The organism is Nitrospira sp. (genome assembly GCA_016788885.1).
Lineage (GTDB): Bacteria > Nitrospirota > Nitrospiria > Nitrospirales > Nitrospiraceae > Nitrospira_A.
The window spans coordinates 1-25,438 of the sequence record JAEURX010000028.1 but is presented as its reverse complement, the minus strand read 5'-3'; the positions used below and the strand labels follow the sequence as shown (position 1 = coordinate 25,438).

The following is a 25,438-nucleotide window of genomic DNA, read 5'->3' as shown; positions in this document are numbered from 1 at the left end:
TCTTCGATTCAGCCGGGAAAGATCCCGTCTTCTACGCGCATCATGCCAACGTGGACAAGATGTGGTCGGACTGGAACAAGGCCTCGTCCATCCACACGAACCCGACGGCAACGGCCTTCTTGAACCTGACATGGAATTTCTTCGACGAAAACAAAGTGTGGCGGTCGATCAAAGCCTCGCAGGTCCTAACCCACGACACCCAATTGCGCTACACCTATGGCCCGTCGAAGTTCTTGGAGCAGCTTCCCTGCCTCCTCGATTGGTTCCCCATCAAGACCGACTGGCGCGTCAGCCGCACCCTGAAGTTTGCCGGACAGACGCGTGCTAAGATGATGAACGTTGTCGAGCAGGGAGGTCGTGCGAGACTGCACCTGAACGACCTCGCCGTTCCCATGGAAAAGAGTGCGGTGTATCGACTCTATGCGACCCCTGAAGCGGCGAAAGCCGATGAAGGACCAGGCAGCAAGGGCTATCTCGGTACCGTGCCGGTCGTATTGAACGATCGGGAGCGGCGGCATATCTCCAAGAACGCACGAAACATCGCCGTCAGGCTCTCCACCGCCAAACTCGAAGCGCTGAGCGGGAACCTCGGCCCGGTGCGGCTGGCCCTGGTTGAGCGCGGAGTCAAACCTGAGGCCAGAAAAGTTATCCCAGTACAGGCGAAGGACGTCTCGCTGTCCCTCGCAGAGGTGGAACGCGAGGAACGGTAACCATGGGACTCATCTCCTGGCTCACGAGCGTCATGATCCTGGCCGCGCTGACAGTTCAGGCGGAGGAAGGACCGCACCGGTTTTCCGTCGACTTGCCGACCGGGTGGCAACAGGCCTCCCACGTTCGATTGGTGCTGAAGGGGGTGACCGTCGCAGGGGGACAACCGTTCAAACTGCGAGCGGCTGCGATCATCGAAGGAGCGGAGCCTGTCATATTGGGCTCGGCGGGCATCGTGGGGGATCGGTCGGTAGGATCGGCTCCACGACGCCTGCCGACCCTGCTGATCGATGTGACGCGCCCCCTCAGTGCGTTGGCCGATCGCCTTGTTACGCGACCGACCATCACGATCCGCATCGAAGCCGTCGATGGCCGCAATGTGCCGGTAGGAAGGCTCGACTGGTCAGCGCAAACAGTCCGGCTGGAAAAGGGCGGGCACAACTAGCGAGCCCAACGCCGCGACAGACTCAGGGCAGGACGATCGCCTGCCCGGCATGACCCCCGTCGCATGCTCCGCAGACCGACCTAGTAAGGTGGCTGGGAGTGACTCACCTCCTGGATCAGCTCATCGACCAGGACCCGGACATCCTAATCTGCCCATCGATAGGGCCCCATACCTTGTGCACCATGCGAATGTCGTCACCATCCTCAAACAACTGCGTCGCGAACACAGTCAGAACATCGTTCCTGGCACCATTTCTTGGCCGAACCACATCGCCTTCTCCCGCACAACGAAAATCACCGGAGACTTGGCGCGTATCAGCGGCTGCGGAATGGGCGATAGCTGTCTCCCTCCTAACTCCAGTCACGCTGGATAGTTCTCAGCTCATCCTTGCTCACGCGATCCTTCCGCAGGTCGAAGGGGGTAGAATTGATGCTCAAAAAGATACCCAAGGTGCCAGCGAACCGAGACGCCGCTTAGTGATACACCCCTGCTGAGCGTCGCAGTAGGCACGCATGATCTTTCTCGGCACTGGCACCGCGCGCTTGGGGTTCCTTCGACATCCAAACCCAGCAGGGGGCAGCCTTGCCTCGATGCGGTGGATTTTTGAATAATGGCCGAATGAAATCAAGGCAGGAGGGACCGGAACATGCACGCAGGCGCACGGTGATGATCCGTTCCATCATGGTGCTCGGCCTGCTCGGCTCGATGAGTGGATGCTCCCTCTTACAACCGATGCGCACTCCGATCGGTCATTCCTCGGATGACAACGGCGGGCGTTGCTCGACCTATCAGACCAGGTCGAATGGTGTGTATGAAACGATCTGCGACTACGGGGTCCAGAGTCAAGGGCCCATATACGGCCGGTGAGTTCTGATAGGTAGTCCGTCAACACTTCACGTGCTCGTGAATGATCAATCCGAAATGCTGCTGCAGCAGCTGTTTGTACTCCTCACCGGCGACATGACGTTCCTGCTTGCCGTCTCGTCCTCGCACCTTCAGCACGTTGTCGATGAGTGACGTCCGCCCCTCAGGCGTCGGCATCGTGCAGATGCGCTGTTGCGTGAAGAGAGAGTCCGGTGAGTGCGAGTGGTAATAGTTTGCGAAGCTGTAGTCCACTGGCAACCAAGGATCGAGCGCAAAAGAATAGAGATCGACCCAGGTTTCCTCCATGTGCCATTGCAGCACAGACTCTTTCCGTTCGTCTGTCGCGAGCCTGAATTGATCCGGTCCTTGCCGTTGCTCCAGACCAGCCATGAAAGGGAACGGCTCACGTAATCCCTGCCCTCCGAACCCGACGTCCGCAAGCCAGCGCTCCTCCCCCAGATGAACCAGCAGCAACTGATGACTCCGTGGCCGCATCCCTTCCGTACCATACAACACCCGAGCCGCGAGCCTGGTGACGGTAAAGCCTATATCTTCCAACAAGAGCGCAAACAGGCCATTGAGCTCGAAACAGTATCCACCCCGTCGCTCGACAACAATCTTCCGAAACAGGTCGGAGGGGTCCAGCGAGACGGGCCGGCCAAGATGAATATTTAGATTTTCAAACGGCACGGTCATCACATGGGCTCGATGTAACCCCCGCAGGGCCTCCACGGACGGAGTCGCCGGCCCTTGATACTCGATACGGATAAGATAGGCATCGCGATCGAACATATGTCCCTCCCCTCTGAGGCGGCCATTATACGAAGACCCGGCGGAGGATCACAGGTAGCCTGACACATGGCGCAGGCACATCGTTGCGGTAGCCCCCTGCACTTGTTACGATGGTCGGTCATTCTTCGAGAGGAGCGCTCCAGCGTGGCACCCCGTACCCCCCCGAATCGACCAGCCGACGAACTGATCATCGAAGGGGCACGTCAGAACAACCTCAAGAACATCTCGCTCCGCATTCCGCACAACAAGGTGACGGCCATCACGGGCCTCTCAGGGTCTGGCAAATCGTCCCTGGCCTTCGACACCCTGTTCGCCGAAGGACAGTGGCGTTATGTCGAGTCCCTCTCGACCTATGCGCGCATGTTTCTCGACAAGGTGAACCGCCCCGACGTCGACCGCCTGCTCAACATTCGCCCGGCGATTGCCATCGAGCAAAAGAATCCCATTCGCACCGCTCGCTCCACCGTCGGCACCGCCACTGAACTCGCCGATCTCTTGCGGCTCCTGTTCGCCAAAATCGGCAAACCCGTATGCCCCGACTGCCGCCAGGAAGCTCGCGGTTATCATCCCGGCTCCCTGGCGGAGGAGTTGCTCGCGCAATTCCCTGACGCGAGGGCCATGGTGCTGTTCCCCGTCAAAGACCTGGGGCCCGGCCACGACCGGTCGTTGATGGACGCGCTCATGAAACGCGGCTTCACCCGGTTGCGTTGCGGCGACGAGATCGTGGACCTCCATGACCAGACGTCCCTCCCTGAGACGCGCACGTCCGGGATTCACGTCATCGTGGATCGCCTGGTGCTGAGACCGGACAACCGCCATCGCCTCATCGAGGCCATCGAGGTCGCCTTTCAGGAGGCAGAGGGTCTCTGCCACGTCGACGTCATCGGTCAGGGATTGCGCACATATAGCACCCATTTTCGTTGCCAGGGCTGTGGGCGAGGCTTCGAGCCCCTGCGTCCTCTGTTATTTTCCTTCAACCATCCCCTTGGGGCGTGCCCCGAATGCAAGGGCTTCGGCAATATCCTCAGGTATGACCGGGACCTCGTCATCCCCGATCGCAGCAAGTCACTGGCCGGTGGTGCCATCGAACCCTGGAGCAAACCGGGGTCGGACTGGTGGCAACAACAGCTGTTGCTCGCCATGAAAAGGATGGATGTCGATCTCACGACGCCGTTTCAGGATCTATCCCCTAAGGTCCAACAGCTCATTTGGGAAGGCAGCGAACAGGTGGAGGGCATCCGGCAATATTTCGACTATCTGGAAACCAAACGCTACAAACTCCACGTGCGTGTGCTGTTGAGCCGCTACCGCAGCCCCGCCGTCTGCCCCACATGCCAGGGCAGTCGACTCAAACCGGCCGTGCGGTTTGTGATGGTGACCGGGCACGACTTCGTCCAGCTCAACGAGTTGACCATCGAAGCCGCGGCGGCATGGTTTGCCCGCCTGGCCCTGCCGGCATTCGATGCCGAAGTGGCTAAGGACATCCTGCGCCAACTGGAGAACAAGCTGAACTTCCTGCTGCGTGTGGGGCTCGGCTACTTGACGCTCTCCCGGCAGACCAAAACCCTGTCTGGCGGGGAAGCGCAGCGCATCGCCTTGGCCAATCAACTCGGGTCCCGTCTCGTCGGCACCTTGTACGTGTTGGACGAACCCACGATCGGGCTCCATGCGCGCGATACCGACACCCTGGCCGGCATCCTGCGCGACTTGGCCGACCAGGGCAATACCGTCGTGGTCGTGGAACATGACCCGCTCATGATTCAGGCCGCCGACCATATCGTCGAAATGGGCCCAGCCTCCGGAGAGCAAGGTGGCCAGGTTGTCTGCGCGGCGCCACGTGCACAATTTCTCGCCGACCGGTCCGCTCTCACCGCCCGTTACCTGCGCGGCGACGATCGCATCCCGCTGCCGAAGACCCGCCGGTCCGGCAACGGCACAGTGCTCAGTATCGCCGGCGCAGCCGAACACAATCTCAAGAACCTGCTGGTCAGGATCCCCCTTCACATGCTGGTTTGCATCACCGGCGTGTCGGGCTCCGGCAAAAGCACGCTCATCGAGGAGACCCTGTATCGCGCCGCCGCCCGAGCCTTCCGAATCGAATCGCTCCCGATGGGAAAATTCCAAGCGATCAAAGGCCTGGAACACCTGAACGGCGTGCGCCTCATCGACCAGCAGCCGATCGGCAGAACTCCCCGCTCCAACCCGATCACCTATCTCAAAGCCTTCGATGAAATCCGTCAATTGTTCGCCGCTGAACGAGATGCCCTGCGGCAGGGCCTCACCCCCGGGCATTTCTCGTTCAACGCGGCCGGCGGCCGTTGCGAACGCTGCGAAGGGAACGGCTACGAAAAGCTGGAGATGTACTTCTTCGAGGATATTTACGCGACCTGCGAAGAGTGCAGCGGTCGACGCTTTAAGCCGGAGATTCTTGCCGTCAAATATCGCGGCAAGACCATCCACGATGTGCTGAACCTCACGGTGTCCGACGCACAGGCGTTTTTCTCCGGCTCCCCCAAACTCACGGAGAAGCTCTATCTGCTGTCTTCGATCGGATTGGGCTATCTCCGGATCGGACAAGCCGCCAATACGCTTTCCGGAGGAGAAGCGCAACGGCTGAAAATCGCCGCCGAACTCAAGGATCCCTCCGCGCACAATCTGCTCTACATCCTCGATGAACCGACAACGGGCCTGCATCTGGATGACATCAAGAAATTGCTCGCCGTGCTGCACAAACTGGTAGATGCAGGGAACACGCTGGTGGTCGTGGAACACAATCTGGATGTCATCAAGACGGCCGATTGGGTCATCGATCTGGGGCCTGAGGGCGGCGTGGCGGGAGGACAGATCGTCGCAGAAGGACGGCCGGAACAGGTGGCGAAGGTGGCCCAGTCGCACACGGGGAGATTTCTAGCAAAGGTGCTGCAGAGCTAATGGCTTATCGCTGATGGCGCACGGCACGGAAGGAACGGACATTCCGCCTCCGAACCATATGCGTTATGCGATCCGCTCTACGCTCGTATTCTAGTTGCTGGACGGATCGAACGGCATGTCCGCGTAGTGCTGGGAAGGTTCCTCGAGGCCCACGAAGATTTCTGGCCAGATGCGAGTCGGATCTTTGTCGAACACGATCGACGGGTCGGCAGGCAACGTAATCCACGAACCACTCTGCATCTCCGTCTCAAGCTGGCCCGGTCCCCATCCTGAATAGCCGAGGTAGGCTCGAAACGACTCCTTGCCCGGTTGTTCCATCAGAATCCGTTCCATGATCTCCAAATCGCCGCCGAGACAGACGCCATCGAAAACCTGGTGCGAATTTTCGGGTGTGTCGTTGATGCGATACAGCATCATGACCTGATTGGTTTGCACGGGGCCTCCGGAATAGAGCACATGCGGCTGTCCTTCGAGAATCGGCACCTGCGGCAACGCCTCGGAGATGGACATCGCGGTCGGCCTGTTCACGATCACGCCTAAGGCACCTTCAGGTCCATGCTCACAGAGCAGCACGACCGCCTGCCTGAAATTGGGATCGCTCAGTGCCGGCGCGGCGACGAGCAAAATGCCTTTAGCCAGTGGAGTGGTCATGAGTCATCCTACCGTGAGGGTTCGAGCGACGCAAGTTGAGTCATGAAAATGGAGAGGACCTGCCGTCATGCCTCGTACAATGAGGGCCGGCGGTCACGCAACAGGTCGTTATAGGCGTTCAACGCCTTGATCCGGGCTTCCGCCGGGTCGATGTCGACAAGCGCCAGTTCCTCACACTCCCGGGGGGCCCGGTGCAGAATACGGCCGCGCGGGCTCACGACTTCGCTCAGCCCGATAAACGTCAGCGGATCTTTCCCGCCGCGTGCCTCGAGGCCGATCCGATTGGCCGTGACGCTGAACACACGATTCTCCAAACACCGAGTCACCATGGAATCCGGGCAATTCGGCAACACCAGGTTCGACGGGTGCGCGATGATCTCCGCGCCTTGCAACGCGAGGGTGCGGGCTGACTCCGGATAGTACCAGTCAAAACAGATCATGACGCCGACCTTGGCCGGACCAATGTCCCACACTCGGAACCCGCTGTCACCGGGAGTAAAGAATAGGGTTTCCTCAAAGAAGAGATGCGTCTTCCGATAACAACCGATCACTCCCTTTGGCCCGACCACTACGGCTGAATTAAAGCAGCGTGCGCCGTCGCGTTCCGCCACTCCCGCCACAATCGTCATCCCGCGACGAGCGGCAATGTCCGCAAGCCGTCGCGTCGTCCGGCCATCAGGTACCGGCTCGGCCAGATCCATCACCTCCGCCTGTGAGACGAACTGGTAGCCGGTGGCGAACAGTTCCGGCAAGACGATCAGGTCGGCCTCGACTTGCTCGAGGTGAGCCGTCACCACATCGAGATTGCGAACCACTTCGCCGAACGTCGGATCAAACTGAAGGTAGCCAATCCGCATGGGGGTCGCCTTTCCGCACAAACAAAAACGGGCAGGGATGCCCCTGCCCGTTTTATCCTACCGGTCTCGGACGCGCAAGAACCGCTTACATTCCCTCAGACAAGTGGGGAAGGGCGTTTTCCACTGCTTTGGTCGCCACATCCGCATGGCCCGCCTTGCCGTGCTCGATCCCGTCCTTCAGCCCCTTGATGGCTTCACCCACATGAGGGTTCTTCGTCTCAGCCATCGCGCCTTCGGCATGCTTCAACGCCGCTTCCGCATGCTTCACCAGTGCGTCCGCATGCCCCTGCTTCCCGTGCGCGACCGCTTCCTTGGCATGCTCGACAGCTTCAGCCTGATGCTTATTTCCTGCCGCGAAGGCCACGCTGGACACCATCGGCGCGCCGACAAGCGCCATCATGACTCCGGCCACCACGACTCCCCGCCATTTCGCAGTCTGCATGAACCGCCTCCTCTGTAAGTATGTGCACCGCATAATGCCACCATCGCACAATTTCAGCATAAAGAGGGCTCGTTATCCTGTCAAGACGGACGCATCCCGGTCGGGACCTGCGATTCCGACAGGCCGAGCAACTTTTGCAGCGCGAGCAAATCTTTCTCAACCGGACAGGCAAAATCCCGACTCCACTCCCACCAAGAACCGGGGTAGTTACGCAGGCGCGCATAACCGGCTAGGCGCAACACGAAGTAGAGCCAGCCCGAACGCACTCCGCCGGTGCAATAACACACGGTCTCCTGTTTCGGATTCAGCCCCTTGAGATCCAATTGGGCTGTGATTGCCGCCAGATCCTTCACCGTGGCATCCGGATTCAGGAATCCGCTCCACGCTACGTGGACCGCGCCGGGTATGTGACCGGGACGCGGAATGCCAGACACTTCCTTGCCCAGAAATTCTTCCAGGCTCCGGGCATCCACAATGGTGGTCGTCGGCTGCGGCTTGCGCACGATCGCCTTGAGCTCATCCTTGAGAATGATGGCCGAGTCGATGGGCGACACAGTGAAGTTGCCTGGCTTGGGGCGCACTGCACCATGCTCGAACGGGCGGCGCTCATGAATCCATTTCACCCATCCACCGTCCAGCACCTTGAGATTCTTGTGCCCCAGATACTCCAGCATCCAGAACATGCGGCCTTCGTCGCCCCAGTTATCAAATGGATTGGAATAGATGACGACTTCGCTCTCCTGGTTGATGCCGAGCGCCTGCAGCCGCGCCTCAATGCGTTTCAGATTCGGATCCAAGAGTCCCTTCGCGACCGCTTCAGGGTCGCTATATTCATGCCACGTCGAATGCACGGCACCAGGAATATGACCCCCGAATTCATACGTTGAGCGGCCTCGTACATCGAGAATGACGAGGCCGGGCTGGCCTAACCGTGTTTGAAGCGTTTCACAATCGATGAGTAATGGATGTTGCATCGCGTATCCTCGGTGAGTGATTAACCCGGCCAACAGCTTACCGAACCCTCACCAATGAACACAACTGGACTGCGGTTGGTTCTTCCTATTGTCCTGTACGCTAGCCGCCCGCTGTGACTGGGGCAATTCTAGACTCGCGGCCTTCACGAAGAATGTTGCTAACTGGGGGCTGTGGCTACGGTGAATAAAGGCTGAAGGATTCTTTACGGTAGTGATTCGCGAGCATCCTGAGCTACCGTGTTGGTCTTGGGCGTTGGAGTATAATAAGAACTTAAGACGTGTAGGCTTTTTCGGCAATTTGGAAGCGGTCCAGTCGGCGCTCAGTGCGCTTCCTCGTTCTGAAGGAGATTCCTTGGTCCGCGAAGCGACACCGCTTTTACAAGAACGGGATGTTCTTTTCCTCGGAGAAGACGAAAAGACTCTGCCTACGTGATAGCTTGGCAGGTGAAGGAATCACATGAGAGACCGCTCCGGTAGAGCCCTGAGTTTTCCATAACCGGACCCTTTCCTGCCCATTCACACTACTGATCTCGCTCGACCTTCAACTCTGCTATACGGACGGCATTCCTCAATAGATCCTTTTCTTCCTAGGAGCGACGTAATTATGCTGATCGTGCGAGTCCGGGTCTAAAAACGCTACGACACCTTTCAGCGTTCCTTGAATGAAAAAGAATTGAAACCCGAAATACCCGTCATAGCGTTCATTCGCTGAGATGACCGCAACCGGTAACATATATCCAAACTCAATCTTTCGTTCTCCACGGAGCCAGCTATGATCGTGGATTGGTCCCCAACCTATCTCGGTCGGTTCTGGATCTTTGAACCGCCTTTTCAAGAATGCCTTCGCTTGCGATTGAGCATCCTCTAGAGAGATCCGAGGACCGATGTCGGCCTGCAACATCTCTTGTTCTGTCGGATCTGGCGGAGGGGAAGTAGCACATCCAAGGAAGAGGCTCAGGAGACCGAAGACGATAACTCCCAGCATGATTAGTGCGCCTCCTCTAACTTACCCTTGCGGGACAGCTGGATTGGCACAGGCCATCGGCGGCGGCTCGGGCAACGGGTCGGCGAACGCGGACGCAAGCGCTCCATTCAACGGCACTTCCCGTTCGTACACGGTGAAGGAGTAGGGATCATCCGCCATCAGCCCATACTTGGCCTTCAGCATATCGTGCTGCCCGTCCGTCAAGATGTGGTACCGAACACGGGCCTGTAACGTCAACCCCTTCGAGGCCTCCGGCATTCGATACTTAAACGCATACTCCCGGCTGGCCAGCGGGAGCAGGCGGTTATCGTACAACTCCACGATGGCCGGTTGCCACATAATCCAGCGCCCCATGGTATGACGTGTTTCAGCCAGGACCTGCTGCTGCCCATCCTTCACGGCGAACTCGACCGTGAAGTGGCGGTCAGGGTCACCGGTGGGGATTTTATGCCCGGCGCCGGCATTGGTAAGCGTCAAGGCAACCTTCATCGGCTCACCCGGCTTCGGCGCGGGGGGATCGACCTTGACCTGTATCGCCACGGCACGTTTCACCATGTCTGGATCGTGCCCGCCCCGCCATAAATGCCGGCGGCCGCGCCTGATCGGCCCGTTCTCCGCTACAGGACGGTCGACTTCCGGCATGTGGCAGCTTTGGCAGATGAAGCCCCGCTCCTGCATGAAGTATTTGCCTTCGTATTCGGCATAGGTCCCGCACGGTCCCACATTGTAAAACTGCGCCGGCCCCGAGACGACATTGTGGCAACGTGAGCAAAATTGCGCCGTGCGGAAGCTCGGATCGAATTTCGTCGGGTGCGGGGCAGCCGAATCGTCGAACGGGCCGAGAATCACTCCGTCACGCACGTGACACGCCGCGCACGTGATCGATTCCTTTTGCAACGCCGCATCGAAGTGAGGATTCGGCTCCTGCGCCGCCTTCTCAACACGTCCGCGCGGGATCTCTTTCACCAGCGTCGGCTGCTGGTTTTCCAGCGGCGTATGGCAATTCAGGCAGACCCAAATGTGTTTATCTTTCTTCCAGTATGCCTGAAAGAATGGATCCTCATAGGCGTGGGCATGGATGCTGGTTTTCCACTCGTCATAAATCTCGCGGTGGCACTGCCCGCAAGAATCGGCCTTCAGGCTGGTCAGTCCTTCCGGAATCTTCTGAAACGGGATCGCATGCGCATATTCCGGCCGAAGCCCGAAAATCACCACGGGCTTGACCTCCGTGTAATAGAGGTAGACCAGTCCGGCGAGGAGCGCCGCGCCCAACAGCCATTTCACCCAGCCTGTCATGACTCCACCAGCACCTGGACATGCCGCTCCACCGACGCAGCCAGAGCCGTGAGATTGTACCCCCCTTCCAGCGAGGACAGCAGGCGCCCCCGACAATGCTGCCTGGCAATGCCGGCCACGATAGCGGTCAGTTCTGCATATCCGTCCTCCGTCAGGCCCATGCTCGCCAGAGGATCATCCCGATGCGCATCGAATCCGGCGGACACGATGACGAACTCCGGTTTGAACGCGTCGGCGGCCGGGACCAGGACTTTCTGAAACACCGCCCGATAGTCGTCGTCGCCTTCACCCGCTTCCATCGGCACATTGATCGTGAACCCGTCGCCCGCGCCGCTGCCGCACTCGGTCGCGCGACCGGTTCCGGGGTAGTGCGGATACTGGTGGGTACTAAAAAACAGGACGGACGGATCGGTGTCAAAACTATGCTGCGTCCCGTTGCCGTGATGCACATCCCAATCGACGATCAGGACGCGTTGCAGACCGTAGCGCTGTTGCACGTATCGTGCGGCGATCGCGACGTTATTGAAGAGGCAGAAGCCCATGGCCCGCCCGGCTTCGGCATGGTGTCCTGGTGGACGCACCGCACAAAAAACATGCTCCACCTGACCGGCCAGAATCGCATCCACTCCAGCCAGTGCCCCACCGGCGGCCAGATAGGCAGCCGTCAAGGAGCCGGGAGACATGGAGGTATCCGCATCCAGCGACACCCGCCCACTGCGTGGGGCCTCCTGCGCGAGGCGCGCGACGTAGCCTGGGGTGTGCACCAAGGTTACCCACTCGTCCTCGGCTTTGCGCGGTTCGATCCTCGTCAGTTTGGCCGCCAATCCGCTCTGCTCCAACCGCTGCATGATCGCACGCAGCCGGTTGGGCGATTCCGGATGGCCGGAGCCCATATCATGCGCAAGATAGCGAGGATCGTAAACGAGACCGGTTGTTCCCATGAGTCACTCGCGACAAAAAGATCGGCAGCTGGATGACCTTCCGCATACCCTGAGGCGTGGCTGCGAGGCACGACGAACCGTCTGTTGAGGTTACCACGCGTCAAACTGCGTAGACAACGCGCAGAGAACGCTGCTATCGTCTGCGCAAGGGAGGAACCGATGCCGAATCCGAGAATTGAACCACTGAAGCGGGTCCTGGCAATGGAACCGGACGACGATGTCGCCTGGTTCGGGCTGGGAAAAGCCTATATGGACGATGCGAACTTCGAGGAGGCCGCCAAGGCCTTACGGCAGTGCATCACCGTCAAACCCACCTACTCAGCCGCGTATTATGCCCTGGCGCAATCGCTGCTGAAACTGAACCGTGTGGATGAATGCCGTCAGGTGTCGGATCAAGGCATCGAGGTCTCGACCAAGAACGGCGATGCGATGGTCACCAAAAATCTGGAGGCGTTAAAGAGCAGCCTCCCCGGCTGAGCGCCCGTGAGTCCGTGAAGCGTCTCTCGTGACACGGATTTCGTAAAAGGCGCCTGATGTAACGAGGGCCCTGTCACGAACGACAGGCGTTGTCCACATCACACTTAGGCTGTTGCTGCGCCTGGCTCGTCGTCATCCTCGACATTCTCCTGCCCCTGCCGCTGCTCGGCCAGGGTCGTCGCCACTTCATCCAGCCAGCGCCCCGCCCCGTCGAGTACCTCGCGCACCAACGGTTCCGGGTGCCCCGTGCGTTTCATCGTCCACTGACACAGATATCCCATCAAATCTTCCCGCTCGAAACGCCGACTCGACTGCGTCGAGAGGATCGCCAATTCAGACAGTCCGGTTCGAAGAATATCCGCCACCGTGTCCCGCCCGTAGGACGTGGCCGCGGTGACATACTGAATGGCCCGATTGATTTCCTGTTCGGTCATGTCCCCACCATGGGGCGGATTGTAACATCCGAGCCACACCTGTCAACGGTGCATCGACGCCGGCCCGGCTTGCCCTCAAAGAATCTACACGCCCGACCCCGTCGACGATGGTATGATTCCGTTCATCATTCACTTTGTAGGAGCCTCGACCATGGCCGTTTCGCGCAAGACCGCCGCTGTCCGCACCACCCGCCGTACCACTGCCTCCCGTGAGTTTTCCGACCATTGGGAACTATCCGACCTGGTCACCGACCCGGTGAAACAGTTCGACCGGTACCTGAAAGACCTGAGCGCAAAAGTCACGCGATTCGAATCGGCCCGCGCGGAACTCTCCGCCACGATGCCGGAACAGGCGTTGCTGAACCTTCTGACCCTGTCGGAACAGATCGCCAGGGAGTCAGGTCGGCTCAGTGCCTACTCATATCTGTGGTTTTCCGAGGACACGAAACAGTTAGCGGCCCGCTCCTTCAAGACGAAAGTGGAAGAGCAGCTGACGGCCCTCCAGAATCATCTCCTGTTTTTTGATCTCTGGTGGCAGAGCGTCGATGACAAGAACGCGGAACGGCTCATGGCGAACAGCGGGGACTTCCGGTACCACCTGGAAACCATCCGGCGCTTCAAACCACATACGCTGTCCGAACCCGAAGAAAAAATCATCAACATCAAGAACATTACCGGACAGAGCGCCGTGCACCAGTTGTATGACGTCGTGACCAACGGCTTTACCTTTACCCTACGGGTCGGCGGCAAAAAGAAGACGTTGAACCGGGAGGCGCTGTCGGCCTATCTGCGAAGTCCCAAGGCCTCGTTGCGAGAAGCCGCCTATCAGGAGATGTATCGTGTCTATGAAGCCCAACAGGATCTGCTCGGGGAAATCTATAAGACCCTGGTCAACGACTGGAAGGCAGAAAATCTCCAGCTGCGGCACTTCAAGACCCCGCTGGCCTCGCGAAACCTCAGCAACGACATTCCCGACTCCGCGGTGGAGGCGCTCCTCACCGTCTGCATGAACAATGCGCCGATCTTCCAACGATACTTCAGCCTGAAGGCCAAGCTTTGCAAGATCCGCACGATGAACCGCTACCACATCTACGCCCCCCATCGGGCGGAACAAAAGACCTACCGGTACGCAGATGCGGTACGGATGGTGCTGGATGCCTATTACGGATTTTCACCCCGGCTCGCCGAACTGGCACAACGGGTCTTTGCCGACCGTCATATCGATGCCCGCACGAAGCCCGGCAAGATGGGCGGAGCCTATTGCTATAGCGTCGCGCCCAACCTCACGCCCTATGTCATGCTGAATTTCACCGGCGAGGCGCGCGATATCGCCACCATGGCCCACGAGTTAGGCCATGCCGTACACGCGATGATGGCCGAGCAGCACAACGTCTTCACTTTCCACTCGACCCTGCCGCTGGCAGAAACGGCCTCGGTCTTCGGGGAACGGATTCTGTCCGATGCCCTCATGGCCTCCGAAACCAATCGGGCGGTGAAGCAAAGTCTCCTCGTCAATCAATTGGATGACATTTACGCCACAGTCATGCGACAGGCCTATTTCGTGGCCTTCGAACGGACGGCCCATGACATGGTGGCCCAAGGCGGCACGACGACCGACCTGGCCAACAGCTATATGACCCTGCTGCGGCAACAATTCGGGAAATCGCTGCGGGTACCGCAGGAATTCCAGTGGGAATGGCTCACGATTCCCCACCTCTACGCAAGCCCCTTCTATTGCTACGCCTACAGCTTCGGCAATCTCCTCGTGTTGGCCTTGTATCGGATGTATCAGGAGCAAGGAAGCTCGTTCGTGCCGAAATATCTCGAGCTGCTCGCGGCGGGCGGGTCTAAAGCGCCACACGCAATCCTTGCGGAGGTGGGCGTCGATATGAACTCCCAGACCTTCTGGCAATCCGGATTCGATGCGATCTCAGGAATGGTCGACCAGCTGGAACAGACAATGCGATAACCAACAAACCGGCCGGCCCATATTGGGAGGGGGCGAGCAGAATGGCAGAGGCGTCAATCAGGCATCAGATGCGTTCGGACGATTTGTCCTTGTCGACCGGATGTCCTAAAATTTCTCGTTCTGCTTCCAGCCAGTCGTGCAGGTGGTAGCCATCCAAACACCCCCGCTGCTCATACAATTCATGCGCCCGGGCGGCAATGCGCACATGAATGTCCTGCGCTGGCCCAGGCCCATTGGTTTGATCAAGAGCAACGGTGCCTTCTCGAGCAGCTCGACGCGAAGGGGCTTTCTTCGACACGGATGCTTTCTTCATACGTACTCCCGGGCAAAGACAGAACCGACGCTCGACATCGTCGACTGCCACAATACCATATTTGCCGCGACAAGGATCCTACGACAGCCGCCCACCGTTGCCGGCAGCTGAATGCACCGTCCGGTGCTTCGCTCTGGCCGCGTTGAAGCTAGGAAGTGGACAATGACAGGACGTCGCCCGAGTTATCCCTTGGGATCAGACCTTGGTCGGGACAGCCACAGGTCATCTCCAGCGCCCGCCGCACAACTCCCAGCAGGCGCTGCGAGTCGAACGGCTTCGCCAGGAACGCACAGGGGCCATGCAAACTGAGCCGACCAGGCACATCGTTCAACTCGGCTGACAACAACACGGTGGGAATGTGAGGCCACATAAGGCGGCTCAGGATGAGGAATTGTTCGCCATCGAGACGCGGCATCCGATAGTCCGCAACCACCACATCGAAGCGTCGCTTTTTCATCTCCCCCAAGGCCTCGAACCCGTCTCCTGCCTCATGCACGATGTAGCCGACTTGTTCGAGCACCAGAGTGACCAACCGACGCACGCTCGCCTCATCATCCGCAACGAGCACCCGCTTCCCATACCCTTCCATGGCGCCTCCTTCGTCCTGTTGCATCCACTGCACCGAGATCCTTGCTCCGCCGATGCTGGAGGGCTATCGACTGACAATCCACCCTCGCTCAACGCTCTGACGGCTCCGGCATGCCTGCCCCCCATACTCCTCGCCGCTGCGGGCCTGGCCTCGTGCTGCGACGGAGATGCTCGGGGATACATCGTGCCATCCGGATCAACGCGTCCTCTAAATTGCCGCAATTGAGGCACCGTATGACCGGGACCCAGGTATGGGTGACACCCTCACTGGGATTGAACAGTGTTTCCGCCACCATTAATCCTTGGCATCGACTGCACGCCCCCATGTCTCTCCTTCCCCCGAAGATACGAACTCTCTTTACCGTCCTGCCCCTGCGAGCGACTCCTCGGCGTGCATCATTGTCCCGAGGCTGCTCGTCCCTCGTCCGTCGTTTGGGTTGAGCAGAATCGGGACATGCAGATTGTCCGGCACCAGCACCATCTTGGCATTCGGACTATCGTAGAGTTTGTAGCGAAGATACTCCGGCGTCAGCGTCTTCGTGATCGTCTCTTGTGCCCTGGCTTGCCCGAGCGCCCGGATCTTCGCCCCCTCCGCCTCACCTTCCGATCTGATCCGGACCGCATCCCCTTCTCCCCGTGCCCGTCGCCTCGCGATCTCCGCATCCTTCTCTGCGATGACCAGTTCGAATTCCTTCTGCTCCTTTTCCTGCTCCTTGGCCTGTTTCCGCTCCACAGCCTCCAACACAATCTTGGCCAATTCGATATCGGCCAATGCCACACTGTGCACCTCGAGATGGCGGCCCTTGAGCTTCTCGACGACAACGGCCTGCACCTTGCTCGCAATCTCCGCACTTTTCTCCGGCACCGACACCATCGGATAGTTCGAAACCACACTGCGCACCGCCGCCAATAATTCCGGCTTCACAACTCGGGGGTAAAAATCAGGTCCGATTTCCTGTGCCAGAAAATACACTTCATCGATGATCGGTCGCATGATGATGGCGGTCTTCAGTTGCACCAGCAGGTCGTCCGAACTGAGCGCATCGACGGTTTCCGTATAGCTCTGCAGACGAATGTCATAGACAAAAATATCGTTCCAGGGAGCCCGCCAATAGAAGCCGCTCTTCAACGTCTCCGTCGTCAACCCTTCGGTGAGCGGATACCAGCGCAGCCCGCGCTGTCCCGGATGCACGGTGTTGCCACATCCCTGCCAACCAACCAATGACCCGATAATCAAGAGGATCCCTGTAAGTCGCCGCATGACATCCTCCAGTCTTCAACCTGTTGCATAGGCATGGTTCGATCACTCCGGAGGGAAACTTATCTGCCATGCGTCAACGACAGGTGCTGCTCGGCCGTGAGTTCATGATCCTGCGCGGCATCTTCGTAGGTTCGCGCCAGTAAGCGCGCGCCTGCGACCCAATCAGACCCCGGACCGAAGAGCCGTTCATAGACGATGGCGCGATGATCCAAATCCCGCGCCATGAGACGGAGTCTCGCCGCTTCCTGACTGTAAAAGGCCGCAATTTTCTGTTGATCCTGAGCATGATCGTAACGCGTCAGATCGAGTTCGCTCCCTGCATGCGAGCAGGCGGGAAGCAGCGTGACGACCGTGAGAGCCATCCATCTGCTCAGCCTTTCACGAACCAAGCGCATGATCACACTCGCTGGTAGGCATTGGCCGACAACGGGCGGGCACGATCCCGACCAGGCCGCCACACCACTTCGTAGTCTGCAGGCAACGCCATCATTTCGACCTGCTCTCGATGACGAAGCCGGTTCAACCCCGCAAACAGCGATTGCCAGGTATACATCGGGAGCGCATCGGCGAGCGTGAGAAAGGTCAATCGCCGGTGGTGCTGCAACAGGACCAGGATCTGATTGTCGAGCACATCCTCGGTCGCTGACGTGGACTGACGCCTCATCACGCACCTCCCTCAAACACAGCAGACGATGGTGGGTCTCTTGCGAGATCGTCGCAAGGAGATGCCCTGCAATATGTGGTCCTGGAGTCAGGATATCGCTAGCGGCCATCCTGGCCGCATTCTAAAAGGAGTCTCGGTGATGACCACTGAATCCACCCTAGCGTCCTTGCATTTCGCACAGTGTCATTGGTGCGGAATCGCTCGTTACCGGTAGCACACCAGCGTTCAGGCCCAGCGTGGAGATGCGACCGAATAGATGTCAGGTTGGCACTTGGGTTGCTGGGGACATGCACCAGAGCTCAGGGATTTTGGCTATGATCACGCCATGCAACTCAGGTGCACTCAGGCTCGCGGCAACTGCCTACGCGTGTACCTGGAGTTCTGTTCACGGGTGAGGAGACATGCTGAACATACCTGCAGTACAATTCCGTGATATGGAGAACGGCATCTCCGTCGTCGCAGAGATCTCGGCCCCGCGCGTTGATGCTCACGGCTCATCATGCACGATTCCACAGAAACGGCAGATATCCCTCAATGCAAACCGGTCGTCGTCATGCACACTGAGCAACCGATCGCTACTGGCTCTGTCGTAGAAAACCAGGAATAGATTCGGATTCGTCATGGTCCAGATCAAACGCGCCTATAGCCAACCGATCCCAAACGATGGCGTCCGGATTCTCGTGGATCGCGTGTGGCCACGAGGCTGCACGAAGGAACACCTGCAGCTTGATGCCTGGCGAAAAGATCTCGCCCCGAGCACCGCACTCCGAAAATGGTTCGGCCATGATCCCCGGAAGTGGGTCGAGTTCAGCGTTCGCTATCGGAAGGAATTGCAGCAGCCGGAGTTGCGCAGCGCCATTGATGAACTCGCGAAACTGGCGCGTACGCAAAGGATCACGCTGGTGTTCAGCGCGAAGAATACGACACAGAATCAGGCGGTGATATTGAAGGAATTAATTGAAGGCGCCGGAGGGTAGACAACCTACACAGCAATGACAAGGAACGACGCCACGTGAGGAGCGGAATGAACCGCCGAGACGCAGCATGGAGGCTGCGGTCTGGCCACGTGGGATTCTAACTATTCAGGCCCCAGGTGCTCCACAGAGCAACCGCCGCTACCGCCAGCATCACCCAGGCCAACTCACGATCACCGACATTCTTAATCATCTTGACCATCGCGCGTCTCCTTTTTCTGATTCACATGGCCCTCGCCACGATGCCTGCCTATTAAGCAAGGCACATGCCATCAGGACTACCTGCAAATCTGAAGGTTTTCCATAGGGAGGGCATAGAAACTGAGCGAATTCGCACGAGGCGCACTGTGCGGATTACAAAAGGATAGATGCCGGAACGGTTGAAACTCTCAGTGCACTGGGATACCAGGCATCGATCAATCCGAGGGCAGAGGCCAACAGGCCAGAGCGGCTTACCCGTTCGACGATGGCTGACTGCCCATTCGTGGACGCGTGAGCCATGTGGTGACGCGTGCGTGCGTAAGCGAGTTCTTCCGGTGCGTGCGGGAATGATGCAGACTCGCAAAAAGAGTGCACCGCCCCGTGAGGATGGAGGGAGAGCGAACGTGTTTGGGAAAGGTTGCTGTCAGCGATTCGACTTCGCGGACTTGCCTGCCGAGAGGTACTGATTGATCCCTGCCGCCATCTTGCGGCCTTCGGCGATGGCCCAGACGATGAGGGACGCGCCGCGCTTGGTATCGCCGCCGGCAAAGACGCCGTCGAGGTTGGTCATGAAGTTCTCGTTGACGGTCACGCAGCCACGCGCATCGTAGTTGACGCCGAGACTGTCGAGAAAACCGTTTCTGACCGGGCCCGTGAAGCCCATAGCCAGGAGCACAAGATCCGCATCCAACTCGAAATCCGTATTCGGGATCGCCACGAACTTCCCGCCCTCGAACTTCACCCGGTTGGCATGCAGTTTGGTCACATGCCCGTTGTGACCGGTAAACTTGGTGGTGGACACGCTCCATTGACGATCACAGCCTTCTTCGTGCGCATGGGACGTACGAAGCTGCATCGGCCAGAGCGGCCAGGGCGTCGAGCTCGATCGGGACGGAGGTGGCTCGGGCAACACTTCGAACTGATGCGCCTCACTGCAGCCCTGGCGATGAGCCGTTCCCAAGCAGTCAGACCCGGTATCGCCGCCGCCGATGATGACCACCCGTTTTCCCTTGGCGGTGATCGGTTCTTCGGATACGGAGATTCCTGCCGTCCGCTTGTTCTGCTGCGTGAGATATTCCATGGCGAAATGGATGCCCTTGAGTTCACGCCCCGGCACCGGCAGATCGCGCGCCATTTCCGCGCCCATCGTCAGGCCCACCGCATCGAACTCCTGCCGTAGCTGTTCGCCGGTAACATCTTTACCCACAGTGACGCCGGTTTTGAACTCCACCCCTTCGGCCTTCATCTGTTCCAGCCGCCGGTCGATGACCCACTTCTCCATCTTGAAATCAGGGATGCCGTACCGCAGCAAGCCGCCGATGCGATCGGCCTTCTCAAATACGGTGACGCTATGGCCGGCGCGCGCGAGTTGTTGCGCGGCAGCCAGACCGGCGGGTCCTGATCCGATGATGGCGACCGTCTTCCCGGTCTTTCTCACCGGCAAGGCCGGCTCGACCAGGCCTTCGTTGAAGCCACGATCGATAATGTTCCATTCGAGCACGCGGATCGACACCGGGTCGCTGTTGATGCCCAGCACGCAGGCGCCTTCGCAGGGCGCGGGACAGAGACGGCCGGTGAATTCCGGGAAATTGTTCGTGGTGTGCAATGCCTTGAGCGCGTCCTTCCAGCGCCCGCGATAGACGAGATCGTTCCACTCGGGAATGAGATTCACGACGGGACAACCGGTATTGCCCTGGCAAAAGGGCACACCGCAATCCATGCAGCGCGCACCTTGAACCTTGAGCTTCTCCTCGGGGATGGGCTCGTACATTTCTTTCCAGTCGAGCACGCGCAACTCGACCGCTTTCCGCTTTGGTCCTTCACGCGCGTATTTCAGAAAGCCCTTTGGATCACCCATCGCTAATTCGTCTCTCGTCCTTCGTCACTCGTCTATCGACTGGGTTGCTCACACGTGCGCGTCAACAGACGCGCGCCATCTATTTTTGCACTTTGGCTGCAGCGGCCCTCCGCTCAGCGAGCACACGCTTGTAATCGATCGGCATGACCTTCACGAATTTGGGGAGGATCGCTTCCCAGCCATCGAGAATACGCTTGGCGTTCCGGCTGCCGGTATAGAGGAAATGCGACGTGATCATGTCGTGCAGTAGCCGCTTGTCCTCATCGCTGACGACCGGCTCGAGCTCGACCATGCCCAAGTTGCAACGAGACTGGAACTTGTCCAACTCGTTCAACACAAACGCCACCCCGCCTGACATACCGGCCGCGAAGTTCCTGCCGGTCCGGCCCAGGACCGCCACGACTCCGCCGGTCATATATTCACACCCGTGATCGCCGGTTCCCTCGACGACGGCGCGTACGCCGCTGTTCCGTACCGCGAACCGCTCGCCCGCCATACCGTAAAAATAGGCTTCGCCCTGCGTGCCGCCATACAAGGATGTATTGCCGACGAGGATCGTTTCTTCCGGCGTGTAAATCGCATTCTTCGGCGGGAAGACGATGATCTTGCCGCCCGACAGGCCCTTGCCGATATAGTCGTTGGACTCACCTTCGAGGATCAGCGTGATGCCGCGTGCGAGGAATGCTCCGAACGACTGACCGGCTGATCCGTAGAATTTGATCGTGATCGTGTCGGCAGGCAATCCATCCTGACCATATTTCTTGGAGACCTGGCTCGACAACATGGTACCCACGGTTCGGTTCAGATTCCGAATCGGCAGTTCAAGCGTCACCTTTTGGCCACGATCAATCGCCGGTGCGCATTGTTCGATGAGCTTGCGGTCTAGAATCTCGGCGATGCCATGATCCTGCTTCTGCACGCAATACCGCGGCACCTCAGGACCGACGTCAGGCATCTTCAGCAGCGGCGCCAGATCCAGCCCCTTGGCTTTCCAATGTTCGACGGCCTTGTGAATCTTGAGCTTGTCGACGCGCCCGACCATTTCATTGATGGTGCGGAATCCCAGCTTCGCCATGATCTGCCGCAACTCTTCGGCGATGAAGAAGAAGAAGTTGACGACATGTTCCGGCTGGCCGGTAAATTTTTTGCGCAACACCGGATCCTGCGTCGCAATGCCGACAGGGCAGGTATTGAGGTGGCACTTCCGCATCATGATGCAGCCTTCGATGATGAGCGGAGCCGTCGCAAATCCGTATTCTTCCGCGCCCAAGAGTGCCGCAATGGCCACATCGCGCCCCGTCTTCATCTGACCGTCGGTCTCTACCCGAATCCGGCCGCGCAAATCGTTGAGCACCAACGTTTGATGCGTTTCCGCCAATCCCAATTCCCACGGCACACCGGCGTACTTGATGGAGGAAAGCGGAGAGGCTCCAGTCCCGCCGGAGTCGCCGCTGATGAGCACTTTATCTGCATGAGCCTTGGCGACCCCCGCGGCTACCGTACCGACGCCAACTTCGGAAACCAGTTTGACCGAAACCGCCGCATCGGAGTTCGCATTCTTCAAGTCGAAGATGAGCTGCGCCAGATCTTCGATGGAATAGATGTCGTGGTGCGGCGGTGGGGAAATGAGCTGCACGCCTGGCGTGGAGTAGCGCAAACGCGCGATGTTCTCATCCACCTTGTGGCCCGGCAACTGTCCGCCTTCGCCGGGCTTGGCCCCCTGCGCCATCTTGATCTGCAGTTCTTTGGCGTTCACCAGATAATGGCTCGTCACTCCGAATCGCGCCGATGCCACCTGCTTGATATAGCTGTTGCGGGAATCCCCGTTCGGGAGCGGCGCAAATCGTTCCGGATCTTCGCCCCCCTCGCCGGTGTTGCTCTTCGCACCCAGCCGGTTCATGGCGATGGCCAAGGTCTCATGCGCTTCTTTGCTGATGGAGCCGAACGACATGGCGCCGGTGGTGAAGCGTTTCACGATGTCCTTAGCCGGCTCGACTTCGTCCAGCGCAATCGGCTCCGGCAGAAACTTGAATTCCAACAGGCCGCGCAGGTTCGAACGACGTTTGCTTTCGTCATTGACGAGCTGGGAAAACTCCGCAAACGTCTTGGGATCGTTGTTCTTCGTTGCATGCTGCAACTTGTAGATGGTGTCGGGATTCCAGTTGTGATGTTCGCCCTGGATCCGATAGTGAATCTCGCCACCGAAATCTAACTGTCGGATCGGCACCGGTTCGTAGGCCACGCGATGGCGACGCAACGTTTCTTCCCCGATTTCTCGAATGCCGATCCCCTCGATCCGCGATGGCGTGCCGGTGAAGTAGCGGTCGATCAACTCATGGTTGAGGCCGATCGCCTCGAAGATCTGCGCCCCGCAGTAGGACTGCACCGTGGAGATCCCCATCTTCGAGAAAATTTTGAGCAAGCCTTTGTTAATGGCTTTGATGAACTTGCCTTCGGCAGTCGCGGCATCCAGGCCTTCGGGGAAGTATCCGTCTCGTTCCAGATCCACCAGCGATTCGAAGACCAGATAGGGATTCACGGTTCCGGCTCCGAAGCCGATCAAGCAGGCGAAGTGATGCACGTCGCGCGGCTCTCCGGTTTCCACCGTCAGGCCAACTTCCGTCCTCGTGCACTCCCGAACCAGATGGTGATGGACCGCCGCAACACCGAGGAGGCTCGGGATCGGCGCCCATTCGGCATTCACGCCGCGGTCGCTGAGGATCAGGAACTTGTAGCCTTCACGAATCGCCTGGGATGCCTGCCGGCAGAGATCATCCACCGCCGCCCCCAGGCCTTCCGGACCTTCGGCGACGCGGAACAACATTTTCAACGTCTTGCTCTTGAAGTGCGGATCGGCGATCTCACGAATCTTGTGCAGATCCGCATTCGTCAGAATCGGCTGCTTCACCCGAATGCGGCGGGCCGATTCCGGATGCTCATCCATCAGATTCGGCTTGGGGCCGATGCTGGTGGTAAGGGACATCACGAGCTCTTCGCGGATCGGATCGATCGGCGGATTCGTGACTTGCGCAAAGAGTTGCTTGAAGTATTTGAAGAGCAGCTGCGGCCGTTCGGACAACACCGCAAGCGGCGTATCCGTGCCCATCGAGGAGATGGCTTCCTGCCCTTCCACCACCATGGGGGTGATGACCATCTTGAGTTCTTCGATGGTATAGCCGAACGCCTGCTGGCGCTGCCGAATCGTGGGATGATCGGGCTGCGGGACATTGATCGGATCGGGCAACTCGTCGAGAGAGATGCGATGTTCGGTGACCCAGGAACGGTACGGCTTACGGCGAACGATATCGGCTTTGACTTCTTCGTCGTCGATGATTCGGCCCTGTTCCGTATCGACCAGGAACATGCGGCCCGGCATCAACCGCCCTTTTTGGCGAATGCGCTGCGGATCCATCGGCAGGACACCGGCTTCGGAAGCGAGGACGACCAAGCCATCGGTCGTCACCTGATACCGGCAAGGTCGAAGCCCGTTCCGGTCCAGCGTGGCGCCGATCAGTTTGCCGTCAGTGAAACATACGGCCGCGGGGCCATCCCAGGGTTCCTGCATAGCAGCGTGGTATTCGTAGAATCCACGGCGATCCAAATCCATCTGCGGATTGGCCACCCAGGGCTCCGGGATCAGCATCATCATGGCGTGTGGCAATGACCGCCCACCCAGGACCAGGAATTCCAGCGCATTATCCAAGCTGGCCGAGTCGCTCTGATTCTCGTAGACGATCGGGAAGAGCTTCTTCATGTCTTCGCCGAACAGCTCGGAGTTCAGCCGCCCCTGCCGCGCGCGCATCCAATTCACATTGCCCTTCAAGGTATTAATCTCACCGTTGTGGCAGATGTAGCGATAGGGATGGGCCAGCGGCCAGGTGGGGAACGTATTCGTGCTGAAGCGCGAATGCACCAGCGCCATGGCACTCGTCAGGCTGCTGTCGGTCAGGTCCTGGTAATACTGCGGGATCTGGTGCGGGAGCAGAAGTCCCTTGAACACGATGGTGCTGCTGGACAAACTTGAGATATAGAAATAGTCCCGCCCTTCAATGGCGGATTCGCGCACCGCCCGTTCCGCGCACTTGCGGATGACGTACAGGCGCCGTTCGAATTCTTCATCCGTGAAAATGCCACGGGCAATGAAGACCTGCCGCATGAACGGCTCCGTGCTGCGCGCCACCGGTCCAATGGCGTCGCTCTTGACCGGCACATCACGCCAGCCGAGGAGCTTCGCGCCGGCATCTTTGATCACCCGGGTAAACACCGTCTCGCACTGCGCGCGGGCATCGGCATCGGGCGGCAAAAACACCATGCCCACGCCATACTCTCCCGCTCCGGGCAGCTTGATGCCGCTGTCTTTGGCGGCACGCTTGAAGAACTCATGCGGGACTTGTAAGAGGATGCCCGCGCCATCTCCGGTACAGGGATCGCACCCCTGCGCGCCGCGATGGGTCAGGCTTTCTAAGACCTGAAGTCCCTGCTGCACGATCTGATGCGAGCGCTGGCCCTTGATATCGACAACAAACCCGACTCCGCACGAGTCTTTCTCATGCTGCGGATCATAGAGCCCTTGTTTGGGAGGAAGCCCTGGTACATTCATGGCACGTATTCTCGTCTAGAGGCAGGCAATAAACCGGGGAACAGACGCCCCTTTCGGGGACGTTGAAGCTGTCGCACGACCACGGTGACTGCTACCATTCATTTGGGGAAATAAGCGAAGGCTCAACTTACTGGATGGGCCGTGAAACTGTCAAGAGAACGGCGACACAATCCGACCGGATACCGGCCGACCGGTGCTTGACTTAGTGGAGTT

22 protein-coding genes are annotated in these 25,438 nt (G+C 58.9%); 6 read left to right on the top strand and 16 right to left on the bottom strand.

Features of this window, described 5'->3' with window-relative positions; all coding sequences use genetic code 11:
- Positions 1-710 (top strand): tyrosinase family protein (locus JNL86_08245; protein MBL8042893.1); only part of this gene is annotated, 710 nt, incomplete at its 5' end.
- Between the two features lie 2 nt (positions 711-712).
- Positions 713-1,153, top strand: coding sequence for a hypothetical protein (locus JNL86_08240; GenBank protein MBL8042892.1), 441 nt, complete (start codon positions 713-715; stop codon positions 1,151-1,153).
- An 885-nt stretch (positions 1,154-2,038) separates the two neighbouring features.
- Here JNL86_08240 and JNL86_08235 read toward each other — a convergent pair.
- On the bottom strand, positions 2,039-2,809 hold the full coding sequence (locus JNL86_08235) for an arylamine N-acetyltransferase (GenBank protein ID MBL8042891.1): 771 nt from the start codon (positions 2,807-2,809) through the stop codon (positions 2,039-2,041).
- Positions 2,810-2,953: 144 nt separating this feature from the next.
- Between JNL86_08235 and uvrA the strand changes: the two genes are divergently transcribed.
- Positions 2,954-5,740, top strand: coding sequence for an excinuclease ABC subunit UvrA (gene uvrA, locus JNL86_08230; protein ID MBL8042890.1), 2,787 nt, complete (start codon positions 2,954-2,956; stop codon positions 5,738-5,740).
- Positions 5,741-5,830: 90 nt separating this feature from the next.
- Here uvrA and JNL86_08225 read toward each other — a convergent pair whose 3' ends face one another.
- The 7 genes from JNL86_08225 to JNL86_08195 all read right to left on the bottom strand — a co-directional run bounded on the left by JNL86_08225 (position 5,831) and on the right by JNL86_08195 (position 11,886).
- On the bottom strand, positions 5,831-6,391 hold the full coding sequence (locus tag JNL86_08225) for a YqgE/AlgH family protein (protein ID MBL8042889.1): 561 nt from the start codon (positions 6,389-6,391) through the stop codon (positions 5,831-5,833).
- A 65-nt stretch (positions 6,392-6,456) separates the two neighbouring features.
- A complete protein-coding gene (locus JNL86_08220) occupies positions 6,457-7,248 on the bottom strand; it encodes an acyltransferase (GenBank protein ID MBL8042888.1) in 792 nt (263 codons plus the stop codon).
- 85 nt (positions 7,249-7,333) lie between these two features.
- Complete coding sequence (locus tag JNL86_08215; protein MBL8042887.1) at positions 7,334-7,690, bottom strand: metal-binding protein SmbP; 357 nt, start codon at positions 7,688-7,690, stop codon at positions 7,334-7,336.
- An 80-nt stretch (positions 7,691-7,770) separates the two neighbouring features.
- Positions 7,771-8,664, bottom strand: a complete 894-nt coding sequence (locus tag JNL86_08210) for a sulfurtransferase (protein ID MBL8042886.1) — start codon at positions 8,662-8,664, stop codon at positions 7,771-7,773.
- A gap of 568 nt (positions 8,665-9,232) precedes the next feature.
- Positions 9,233-9,649, bottom strand: a complete 417-nt coding sequence (locus tag JNL86_08205; protein MBL8042885.1) for a hypothetical protein — start codon at positions 9,647-9,649, stop codon at positions 9,233-9,235.
- A 21-nt stretch (positions 9,650-9,670) separates the two neighbouring features.
- A complete protein-coding gene (locus JNL86_08200; protein MBL8042884.1) occupies positions 9,671-10,945 on the bottom strand; it encodes a hypothetical protein in 1,275 nt (424 codons plus the stop codon).
- Entirely contained in the window at positions 10,942-11,886 is a 945-nt protein-coding gene (locus JNL86_08195; GenBank protein MBL8042883.1) for a histone deacetylase, read from the bottom strand. Before JNL86_08195 ends, JNL86_08200 begins: the two co-directional genes overlap by 4 nt.
- 159 nt (positions 11,887-12,045) lie before the next feature.
- On the opposite strand from JNL86_08195, the gene JNL86_08190 reads away from it, so the two are divergent.
- Positions 12,046-12,363: a CDC27 family protein gene (locus JNL86_08190; protein ID MBL8042882.1), complete on the top strand. Its 318-nt coding sequence runs from the start codon at positions 12,046-12,048 to the stop codon at positions 12,361-12,363.
- A gap of 104 nt (positions 12,364-12,467) precedes the next feature.
- Here the strand turns inward: JNL86_08190 and JNL86_08185 are convergent, their stop codons facing one another.
- The gene (locus tag JNL86_08185) at positions 12,468-12,797 is read right to left on the bottom strand and encodes a hypothetical protein (protein ID MBL8042881.1); all 330 of its coding nucleotides are present in this window, start codon (positions 12,795-12,797) and stop codon (positions 12,468-12,470) included.
- A gap of 151 nt (positions 12,798-12,948) precedes the next feature.
- Here JNL86_08185 and JNL86_08180 point away from each other — a divergent pair, with 151 nt between their 5' ends.
- Positions 12,949-14,766 (top strand): M3 family oligoendopeptidase, encoded by a 1,818-nt coding sequence (locus JNL86_08180; protein ID MBL8042880.1) that lies wholly within the window; start codon positions 12,949-12,951, stop codon positions 14,764-14,766.
- Between the two features lie 64 nt (positions 14,767-14,830).
- On the opposite strand, the gene JNL86_08175 is transcribed toward JNL86_08180, so the two are convergent.
- The 5 genes from JNL86_08175 to JNL86_08155 all read right to left on the bottom strand — a co-directional run bounded on the left by JNL86_08175 (position 14,831) and on the right by JNL86_08155 (position 17,592).
- On the bottom strand, positions 14,831-15,079 hold the full coding sequence (locus JNL86_08175; GenBank protein MBL8042879.1) for a DUF2934 domain-containing protein: 249 nt from the start codon (positions 15,077-15,079) through the stop codon (positions 14,831-14,833).
- A gap of 148 nt (positions 15,080-15,227) precedes the next feature.
- Positions 15,228-15,692 (bottom strand): response regulator, encoded by a 465-nt coding sequence (locus tag JNL86_08170; protein ID MBL8042878.1) that lies wholly within the window; start codon positions 15,690-15,692, stop codon positions 15,228-15,230.
- 333 nt (positions 15,693-16,025) lie between these two features.
- Positions 16,026-16,928 carry a prohibitin family protein gene (locus JNL86_08165; GenBank protein ID MBL8042877.1) on the bottom strand — a complete coding sequence of 301 codons (903 nt, stop codon included), beginning with the start codon at positions 16,926-16,928 and terminating at the stop codon, positions 16,026-16,028.
- A 59-nt stretch (positions 16,929-16,987) separates the two neighbouring features.
- On the bottom strand, positions 16,988-17,290 hold the full coding sequence (locus JNL86_08160; GenBank protein MBL8042876.1) for a hypothetical protein: 303 nt from the start codon (positions 17,288-17,290) through the stop codon (positions 16,988-16,990).
- Between the two features lie 35 nt (positions 17,291-17,325).
- Positions 17,326-17,592, bottom strand: a complete 267-nt coding sequence (locus tag JNL86_08155) for a hypothetical protein (GenBank protein MBL8042875.1) — start codon at positions 17,590-17,592, stop codon at positions 17,326-17,328.
- Between the two features lie 620 nt (positions 17,593-18,212).
- On the opposite strand from JNL86_08155, the gene JNL86_08150 reads away from it, so the two are divergent.
- Positions 18,213-18,569: a DUF488 family protein gene (locus JNL86_08150; GenBank protein MBL8042874.1), complete on the top strand. Its 357-nt coding sequence runs from the start codon at positions 18,213-18,215 to the stop codon at positions 18,567-18,569.
- A 622-nt stretch (positions 18,570-19,191) separates the two neighbouring features.
- On the opposite strand, the gene JNL86_08145 is transcribed toward JNL86_08150, so the two are convergent.
- Both JNL86_08145 and gltB read right to left on the bottom strand, forming a co-directional pair.
- Positions 19,192-20,625 carry a glutamate synthase subunit beta gene (locus JNL86_08145; GenBank protein MBL8042873.1) on the bottom strand — a complete coding sequence of 478 codons (1,434 nt, stop codon included), beginning with the start codon at positions 20,623-20,625 and terminating at the stop codon, positions 19,192-19,194.
- Between the two features lie 79 nt (positions 20,626-20,704).
- Entirely contained in the window at positions 20,705-25,225 is a 4,521-nt protein-coding gene (gene gltB, locus JNL86_08140; GenBank protein MBL8042872.1) for a glutamate synthase large subunit, read from the bottom strand.
- Positions 25,226-25,438 lie beyond the last annotated feature (213 nt).

Excerpts from the sequence above, each read along its gene's own strand:
- gltB (MBL8042872.1), bottom strand. The coding sequence starts at position 25,225 with ATGAATGTACCAGGGCTTCCTCCCAAACAAGGGCTCTATGATCCGCAG.
- JNL86_08205 (MBL8042885.1), bottom strand. The coding sequence starts at position 9,649 with ATGCTGGGAGTTATCGTCTTCGGTCTCCTGAGCCTCTTCCTTGGATGT.
- JNL86_08185 (MBL8042881.1), bottom strand. The coding sequence starts at position 12,797 with ATGACCGAACAGGAAATCAATCGGGCCATTCAGTATGTCACCGCGGCC.
- JNL86_08155 (MBL8042875.1), bottom strand. The coding sequence starts at position 17,592 with ATGAGGCGTCAGTCCACGTCAGCGACCGAGGATGTGCTCGACAATCAG.
- JNL86_08240 (MBL8042892.1), top strand. The coding sequence starts at position 713 with ATGGGACTCATCTCCTGGCTCACGAGCGTCATGATCCTGGCCGCGCTG.
- JNL86_08175 (MBL8042879.1), bottom strand. The coding sequence starts at position 15,079 with ATGAAGAAAGCATCCGTGTCGAAGAAAGCCCCTTCGCGTCGAGCTGCT.
- JNL86_08220 (MBL8042888.1), bottom strand. The coding sequence starts at position 7,248 with ATGCGGATTGGCTACCTTCAGTTTGATCCGACGTTCGGCGAAGTGGTT.
- JNL86_08195 (MBL8042883.1), bottom strand. The coding sequence starts at position 11,886 with ATGGGAACAACCGGTCTCGTTTACGATCCTCGCTATCTTGCGCATGAT.
- JNL86_08145 (MBL8042873.1), bottom strand. The coding sequence starts at position 20,625 with ATGGGTGATCCAAAGGGCTTTCTGAAATACGCGCGTGAAGGACCAAAG.
- JNL86_08160 (MBL8042876.1), bottom strand. The coding sequence starts at position 17,290 with ATGGCTCTCACGGTCGTCACGCTGCTTCCCGCCTGCTCGCATGCAGGG.
- JNL86_08225 (MBL8042889.1), bottom strand. The coding sequence starts at position 6,391 with ATGACCACTCCACTGGCTAAAGGCATTTTGCTCGTCGCCGCGCCGGCA.
- JNL86_08170 (MBL8042878.1), bottom strand. The coding sequence starts at position 15,692 with ATGCAACAGGACGAAGGAGGCGCCATGGAAGGGTATGGGAAGCGGGTG.
- JNL86_08215 (MBL8042887.1), bottom strand. The coding sequence starts at position 7,690 with ATGCAGACTGCGAAATGGCGGGGAGTCGTGGTGGCCGGAGTCATGATG.
- JNL86_08180 (MBL8042880.1), top strand. The coding sequence starts at position 12,949 with ATGGCCGTTTCGCGCAAGACCGCCGCTGTCCGCACCACCCGCCGTACC.
- JNL86_08200 (MBL8042884.1), bottom strand. The coding sequence starts at position 10,945 with ATGACAGGCTGGGTGAAATGGCTGTTGGGCGCGGCGCTCCTCGCCGGA.
- JNL86_08210 (MBL8042886.1), bottom strand. The coding sequence starts at position 8,664 with ATGCAACATCCATTACTCATCGATTGTGAAACGCTTCAAACACGGTTA.
- JNL86_08190 (MBL8042882.1), top strand. The coding sequence starts at position 12,046 with ATGCCGAATCCGAGAATTGAACCACTGAAGCGGGTCCTGGCAATGGAA.
- JNL86_08235 (MBL8042891.1), bottom strand. The coding sequence starts at position 2,809 with ATGTTCGATCGCGATGCCTATCTTATCCGTATCGAGTATCAAGGGCCG.
- JNL86_08150 (MBL8042874.1), top strand. The coding sequence starts at position 18,213 with ATGGTCCAGATCAAACGCGCCTATAGCCAACCGATCCCAAACGATGGC.
- JNL86_08165 (MBL8042877.1), bottom strand. The coding sequence starts at position 16,928 with ATGCGGCGACTTACAGGGATCCTCTTGATTATCGGGTCATTGGTTGGT.